Origin of the sequence: Halarchaeum salinum, assembly GCF_039520965.1 — an archaeon.
GTDB classification, from domain to species: domain Archaea; phylum Halobacteriota; class Halobacteria; order Halobacteriales; family Halobacteriaceae; genus Halarchaeum; species Halarchaeum salinum.
Window position 1 is genome coordinate 1 of record NZ_BAAABL010000032.1, and the last position, 6,691, is coordinate 6,691.

Consider the following 6,691-nt stretch of genomic DNA (forward strand, 5'->3'; position numbering starts at 1 on the left):
CGCCGCAGGCGTCACGACAACCACGATTCGGACGCATCGCAATACACTCCGCAGCGAACTCCAGTAGTCTGAATCTACTTCTGTAGTTAGGCGGGGAGAATACTGCGTCAAGGCGTAGAAGCAGCCAAATACGAATAGAGCGAACAAGGGGAGCAACAATGCTCCCGGAAGAGTTCCCCGCAGATCACGAGAAGTTCGTGACGTGGCAGACGGAGTGCTGGAAGTGTGGTGAGGACACGCCGGTTGTGTGGCCCCGCAACGACAATCTGGATACGCCACTCGGAGCATTGCTCGCGGAGTATGAAACGCCAGTCGAGCGAGTATATAGTAGGACCCTTGAGAAGCGAGTCTGGGGCAACGTCTGCCAGCACTGTCGTGCCTACCAGGGGAATCACTATCTCCAGCAGGAGGCCGCGGAGATCCAGCCCCCACGCGTTGACTGCCCGAACTGCGGAGAAAAACACGAGTGGTACCCCGATGAGGGGCTTGGAGCGGCGTTCGGGCAAGGCTGGGTGAACTGTCCCGAGTACGGTGACGTTCCGGTTGGTGACCCGCGAGAATGAGGCATCGGCCGGGAACACAGAGATGGATACGCAGTCCAGCAGATACGAATCCAATTTGCAATCAGAGCACCACCAACCCAGATATATCTGTAGAGGCGAGCGAACAGATCGTGTGACGCAAGATCCTGATCGCCGTCGCGACGAGGACGCATTTCGGCCCAGAGGCGAAGCGACCCGAGAACCGGACCACGTCCTCGAACAAGACGGCGACCCACGCGATCGGTTAGCGGGGACCAACTATCCCGAGACACAGGAATCGCCGTCGACGTGCCCCGGCTGTGGCCAGTTCGTCCCGCCAGCGTGTGAGACGTGTCGGTCGTGCCGCCACGAGCGCGCTACAAGAGACGAGGCGAACGAGGACGACGGAGAGGTGAAGATGGAGTTCCTCCATCTCGTCTTCACGGTCGTCGCGGCCCGCACAGAGACGGCGGCGCTCGCGAAGGGGACCGCCGCACACTCACTCCTCGTCACAAAGGGCGACACCGCGATTCACGAATGCGAGCTCGTCGCCGATAGTGATCGCTCGCCGTCGCGAACGCTCACCAACCACTGGGGTGACCTGCCCGACGTCGTCCAGATGGAGAGCGACGTCGGCGAACGCCTTCTGCAGCAGGCGTGTGACCGCACGCAGGGGGAGGACGACGTGAATTCGGGTGGACACGCGACGTACCTCTACGACCATGCCGGGGACGCGATTGACTCGCGGCAGCGTCTCAGCAGGGTGCATGAGCAAGCAGAGGATGCTCTCTGGCTCGTCCCCGCGCTCGCACTCCAACAGCCGTCGCGTCCCGATGATGCAGACCGGCAGTCGTCCACGACGCCGACGCGGGAAGCACTCATGTGTCGACGCTGCGAGCGCGAAACCACTCATCGTTTCCGCGGCGCCGAAACCGGTCCAGTTGAACAGTGGGCTGGGCAGCCAATCTGGGACTGTCGAGTCTGTGGGGCACCGCGCCATGGCCCAAGGCTGTCGTAACTGAGAGCGTGGATAAACTGTTATCCTTCATTCCGCGATATATTAGATGAAACAGCCATTAGGTAGGTCTGCTTATTGACCATCAATCGTATCTCCGATAATATGAATGTTCATAGATACGTGAAGAATAGAACTAGAAGCTACGTTCCGACTCGGAACCGTACCTCGAACTCGTCTGGCCCTGTGACTGCGATGCCATCCTCTGTCTCGGTTACTGGATACTGACTGTCCGCGATTCGGGCCTGGATTACGTCAAGCGCAGCTGTGTCGGGGATGAGCACTTCAAACCAGGATAGTCCCCTGCCGTTGACCGACTCCGTCCGCTGATTCCACGTGTTCCCAGCGAGGTGATGGTGGTAGCCGCCAGCAGAGACGAAGAGTGCGCTTGGTTCGTTCTCCTGTACCTCGAATCCGATGGTGTCCACGTAGAAATCTCGGAACGCCTCCAGCGAGGACACCTCAAGGTGAACGTGCCCAATGTCTGTTCCAGCAGGGAGTCCTAAGTCTCCCGCGGCGGCACCTTCCACCGCTTCAAGATCGAGAGGATACGTTCCCATACGAACGCTCCCGTCACCGCTGCGAGGCCAGTCCTCACGAGGACGATCTCGGTAGATCTCGATGCCGTTGTCCTCCGGGTCAGTCAGGTACAGTGCCTCACTGACGCCGTGGTCGGACGCACCACTAAGTTCCCAGTACTCCCGAATGCGAGCTAACGCGTCACCCAGCGCCCCACGCGAGGGGACCCGGAACGCGTTGTGAAAGAGCCCAGCACTTGACCTGTGTCGTTGGAGTGCATCTGCATCCCCCTCCAAGATAAGGAGAGGTGTGTCCTCGATACCGAGAACGGAACTAGTGTCGGAGTGACGGAGCATATCAAGCCCAACGACATCCCGGTAGAACTCGGTCATCTCTTTGAGGTCGTTGACGCGGAGTGCAGTCCGTCCGATACGTGTTTGCTGAGGGAGTACGTCTGTTGTCATTAAGGTCGTGATAATAGATATGAACGCTGTTTATCTATCTGTGCCCCTCGACTGAGACAAGTCAAGGGTGCGGTCCTCTTGGTTGAACAACGTATGTTCGATCGAAAGTGCTCCGGGGCCACTCAAGACGAGCGCTGCTGCGATCAAAGCAAGCACGAGCGTCAATTCGATACCCCCACTCGTGGCCGGATACCCATTGGGAAGATGGTACAGAACTGTGGCGATGAGCATATCGATGGCTATCAACGCACCCGTGATTCGAACAGCCAAGCCGGCCAGTAGCAAGATGCCACCGACAAGTTCGAGGAGACCGACTCCCCAGGCCATAATCGTGGGAAGCGGAACGCCGAGACTCGCTAAGAAGCCTGCGAAGCTAGAGATGCCCATCGCCTTTGGCCCGATTGCGAAGACTTTGCCGACGCCTGCGACAAGCATCGTAATTCCAAGGGCTAGTCGAATGAAAGCCGGACTCCACCGCGCAGCCGTCTCTGGTGGGAGCTCCTTTGAGTTTTGTAGTTTCATTTGATTGACTTTAGTATCCGACAGCAAGCTGGGTGTGGATTGCGTCACCGTTTTCCAATTCATCGACGAACGCGACGGCGAAGTCCTCCATCGTGATGTAACTCTCACCATCCTCGTCGGTAACGAGTTCGCCGTCTGCGGTTCGGTACTCACCAGTTCGCTCACCTGGCTCGATTAGTGCCGCTGGGGCGATGTACGACCATTGGAGGTCATCGGCTTCGCGGATAATCTCAAGCGCGTCGATATGCGCCGACGCGAGCGGGAGGAACTCTTCCGGGAAGTCTTCGGTTTCGATGAGCTTCGTGTCAGGGCCGACACTGAGGCCGCCTGCACCGCCCGTCCACACGAGACGGTCAACATCCGCGTCACGAAGGCCTTCGATTAGCGCCTTTGTCATCCCACTGAGTGTTTCGACATCCGCGTTTTCTGACGGGCCCAGAGCGGATGCAACTGCGTCGTGGCCTGACGCAAGGTCGGCAATGTCGTCAGGGTCAGTCGCGTCCCCGGTGACCGCCTTGAAGTCGGAGTCGTTGATTTCATCGATGTCGCCGCTTCGGGAGACGCCAGTCACCTCGTGACCACGGTTGAGGAGTTCGGTTGCGATTCGCTGGCCGATACGTCCGCTTGCGCCGAGTAGTAGCACGTTCATTGTTGGATGGGTTTGCTGGTAACGTTCGCCCGGCACGCAGATACGGTGTCTGCGAAGCCAGTCATATTACCATATCTGGTATGAGTGCGTGACTGTTATATCGTTTAGCGAACGTAGGTATGACTAGGTCACATCGATGTCACCGCAACAGTCACTCGAGAAGAAATACGCAGAGTGTCCGGTCGTGCAAACGCTCGAAGAGATCGGATCGCGGTGGCGGATGACGGTAATCCACGTACTTCGGGAGGGTGACCTCCGGTTCAACGAACTCAAGCGGGCGACGGGCGCGAACTCTCAGACCCTGTCTCGCGTCCTCGATGATTTAGACGAAAAGGACTACGTCACCCGGGAGGTAGAGGAAGAGAGCCCCGTTGCCGTCTACTACTCGCTGACCCCGAAGGGTGAAGAACTGCTCTCGGCGTTCGATGCGATTCACGAGTGGGGTGAGAAGTGGGTGATCGACGGGAAGTGATTTGCTGATATCGAGTAACGTATGGGTTGATTTGGGCCGATTTGATCAAAGGGTCAGTAGGATTCTGATGTGACGCTTCTCTACATCTAACGCTCAATGTCGCACCATCAGGAGGATGACGACAGCGAGATACACCAGATGTCGAGTGTAAATCGCCTCTCATCACGAGAGGCAACCTATCTCCTGCGGTAGTCTCTGAGATGTTTATCACGCGGAGAGTGGCGACGCGCGCCCCGAAGGCGTGCGTCGGACTCAATGATGCACATGCTCATCTACGCATTAGTGGAGGCATCGACGTACGACGAAGCACTGGCGGCAGGCACATCTGCGTTCGACCGACTGGTCGGCGTCACCCCAGACGTCGACGCCGTGTTCGACTACTACGTGACGTTCAACGAGACAGACATCACTGGGGCAGGCCAAGCGCGGTGGGGTGAGCGGCCGGCCGCGGCGCCGGTCGAGTTGAACGCCGGTGAAGACCTCCTCGAGGCTGGCTGGAAGGCGACCATTGAGGCGTTCGAACAGAATCTCGCGGCTGTTCGCGAGGGCCTGGACGAACTCGACGACGAGGCGATCATGCACGATGAGGACCTCGTCCGGCATGCCTGCCACAACCTTGGCGCCTATCGCGGGCCCTCAGTCGTCCTCTACGACGAACACGGACAGGGGATTCGCGACCGAGACCGGCTCGACCAGATTCTCGACGGCGTCGAGTCGTGCTGGATCGTCCCCGCCGACGTCCACTACTAACGATGGCGAGCCACACGACTCGTCGACGACCGCCGTGGCAGAAGCCAATCCCGAAAACTGCGTTCGGCTACTGTACGAGCTGTCAGACGGTACCGGCGGACCCGGTCTACGCCGCACAGGGTGATCAGCGATGTGCCGACTGCTACTTCGAGGACGCACTCTCGAGGACGAGCAACGTGTAGACACCCCGTGTGCAAAGTGTAAATATCCACCTGGATGGCGCTTTACGCTCTCTTAGACAGATTTGGAAGTTTGGATGACGGAGTGTTAACCAACATCTGAGAGCGAGAATAGGGCAGTGTTGGTTAACCTGGCCAGGCCGCGACCGCCGTCGTGTTTGTCGCCCCCGAGAGGGGTGCGGGAGTGCCTGAGTGGTGCTCTCGAACCAGACGACGAGTGGAACCTTCGACAACCACGCGACGGCACAGACCACACACCACCAAGGCGAGATTCGCTACGTCGGCTCCCGGGAGCAGGGAGAGACGGTTGTGACGACGCATCCCGGTGGGGAGCGGCTCACGTCGGAGCGCAGCCTCCAGGTTGCCCGGCACAGCTCGCACTCGCCGTCCTCCTCGACTATACGGACAATGCGGCGCTCGCTCGCGAGCACTATCAGACGTTCAAAGATGACGTCATCAGCCAACTCGAGTACGGCGCCGACGGCACCTGGACGCTCACCGACGCCGATATCGAACACGTCCTCCCCGACGACGTCGCACCGACTGCCTAACCACCTCCACTGACAATGTCCGATACGACTAATTCTTCGAGCGATGCGACTGACGAACAGCCGACCGAAACCCAGCACGTCGAGCGGACCGACGTCGGCGTCTCGATCACCGTCCAACTCAAACGCGGCTCCGGAACGCGCGACGAGGACAAGATCAAGGGCAAAGTGAAAGCTGAGACGCTCGCCGACGCCCAAGAGGACATGGATGTCCTTCACGAGTATCTGCATCGGCTCGCCGAGGATGCACGCCAAATTCAGCCTGAGGGAAGGGAGTGAATGGGGCATCAATCGGGTGAACTGTCCGTTCTGCACAGGCCACTTAAGTCCGTCCGGAACAGTTATTCAGATATGGCTGTGGACCTCACAGAGCGAGTCCAAGAGCTTGCGGATGCACGAGGGGTGCCAGAGTCGAAGATACTCGAGCAAGCGCTCGAACGAGGCGTCGAAGACCTCTGGGTGGACCTCGTACTGACCCAGTACCTCGACGGTGAAATCGACCGAGAGAAAGCAATCGAACTCGTCGGTCGTGATCGCGTTAAGCGAGCGGACCGAGAAGCGAAAGCCGTCAAAGATGACGTCCGGTGGGGACTCAATGCGTGATTCTCGCCGTTTCTGATACCGGACCGATCATCCATCTCGACGAAATCGACGCACTCGATCTCCTGTCCGTAGTCGATCAGCTGCTGGTGCCACAAACTGTCTATGAGGAACTCGAAGAGGGCAGTGTACCAAGCACACTCGAGTCCTTGGATTACGACCTCGTCACAGCAGACACAAAGGGGTTCGACGAGGCCCTTGACCCAGGGGAAACTGCAGCACTCGCGGTTGCATCCGAACACTCCGGGGTACTCCTTACAGACGATCTAGAAGCGAGAGACGCAGCAGAAGACCACGATATCGAAGTACATGGCTCAGTCGGCGTTATCATCCTCGCGTACCATCAAGGACACATCGAGAAACCACGGGCTATTGAGTTAATGTGCAGCGTTGAATGCAAGACAGCGTCGGTATTGGAATTGTGATACTCAACTTTCCACCTATAGCTACGC

At 58.4% G+C, this 6,691-nt stretch carries 11 protein-coding genes; 8 read left to right on the top strand and 3 right to left on the bottom strand.

Annotated features, from left to right (window positions below):
* Positions 1 to 158 precede the first annotated feature (158 nt).
* A complete protein-coding gene (locus ABDZ36_RS03120; RefSeq protein WP_343749200.1) occupies positions 159 to 563 on the top strand; it encodes a hypothetical protein in 405 nt (134 codons plus the stop codon).
* A gap of 112 nt (positions 564 to 675) precedes the next feature.
* A complete protein-coding gene (locus ABDZ36_RS03125; RefSeq protein ID WP_211313698.1) occupies positions 676 to 1,539 on the top strand; it encodes a biosurfactant protein 1 in 864 nt (287 codons plus the stop codon).
* Positions 1,540 to 1,679: 140 nt separating this feature from the next.
* On the opposite strand, the gene ABDZ36_RS03130 is transcribed toward ABDZ36_RS03125, so the two are convergent.
* Genes ABDZ36_RS03130 through ABDZ36_RS03140 form a run of 3 tightly spaced genes read right to left on the bottom strand, consistent with a single transcriptional unit; the run spans position 1,680 to position 3,690 of the window.
* On the bottom strand, positions 1,680 to 2,519 hold the full coding sequence (locus tag ABDZ36_RS03130) for a VOC family protein (protein ID WP_211313699.1): 840 nt from the start codon (positions 2,517 to 2,519) through the stop codon (positions 1,680 to 1,682).
* 30 nt (positions 2,520 to 2,549) lie between these two features.
* Positions 2,550 to 3,041 (bottom strand): DoxX family protein, encoded by a 492-nt coding sequence (locus ABDZ36_RS03135; RefSeq protein ID WP_211313700.1) that lies wholly within the window; start codon positions 3,039 to 3,041, stop codon positions 2,550 to 2,552.
* A 10-nt stretch (positions 3,042 to 3,051) separates the two neighbouring features.
* Positions 3,052 to 3,690: an NAD(P)-dependent oxidoreductase gene (locus ABDZ36_RS03140; protein WP_211313701.1), complete on the bottom strand. Its 639-nt coding sequence runs from the start codon at positions 3,688 to 3,690 to the stop codon at positions 3,052 to 3,054.
* Positions 3,691 to 3,826: 136 nt separating this feature from the next.
* Between ABDZ36_RS03140 and ABDZ36_RS03145 the strand changes: the two genes are divergently transcribed.
* The 6 genes from ABDZ36_RS03145 to ABDZ36_RS03170 all read left to right on the top strand — a co-directional run bounded on the left by ABDZ36_RS03145 (position 3,827) and on the right by ABDZ36_RS03170 (position 6,664).
* Positions 3,827 to 4,162 carry a winged helix-turn-helix transcriptional regulator gene (locus ABDZ36_RS03145; RefSeq protein ID WP_211313702.1) on the top strand — a complete coding sequence of 112 codons (336 nt, stop codon included), beginning with the start codon at positions 3,827 to 3,829 and terminating at the stop codon, positions 4,160 to 4,162.
* A gap of 258 nt (positions 4,163 to 4,420) precedes the next feature.
* Positions 4,421 to 4,912 (top strand): DUF7995 family protein, encoded by a 492-nt coding sequence (locus ABDZ36_RS03150; RefSeq protein WP_211313703.1) that lies wholly within the window; start codon positions 4,421 to 4,423, stop codon positions 4,910 to 4,912.
* A 355-nt stretch (positions 4,913 to 5,267) separates the two neighbouring features.
* Positions 5,268 to 5,642 carry a DUF6166 domain-containing protein gene (locus tag ABDZ36_RS03155; protein WP_343749201.1) on the top strand — a complete coding sequence of 125 codons (375 nt, stop codon included), beginning with the start codon at positions 5,268 to 5,270 and terminating at the stop codon, positions 5,640 to 5,642.
* Positions 5,643 to 5,657: 15 nt separating this feature from the next.
* Positions 5,658 to 5,918, top strand: coding sequence for a DUF7389 domain-containing protein (locus tag ABDZ36_RS03160; protein ID WP_211313704.1), 261 nt, complete (start codon positions 5,658 to 5,660; stop codon positions 5,916 to 5,918).
* A 72-nt stretch (positions 5,919 to 5,990) separates the two neighbouring features.
* Positions 5,991 to 6,242 carry a ribbon-helix-helix protein, CopG family gene (locus ABDZ36_RS03165; RefSeq protein ID WP_211313705.1) on the top strand — a complete coding sequence of 84 codons (252 nt, stop codon included), beginning with the start codon at positions 5,991 to 5,993 and terminating at the stop codon, positions 6,240 to 6,242.
* Positions 6,239 to 6,664 carry a PIN domain-containing protein gene (locus ABDZ36_RS03170; RefSeq protein WP_211313706.1) on the top strand — a complete coding sequence of 142 codons (426 nt, stop codon included), beginning with the start codon at positions 6,239 to 6,241 and terminating at the stop codon, positions 6,662 to 6,664. Before ABDZ36_RS03165 ends, ABDZ36_RS03170 begins: the two co-directional genes overlap by 4 nt.
* Positions 6,665 to 6,691 lie beyond the last annotated feature (27 nt).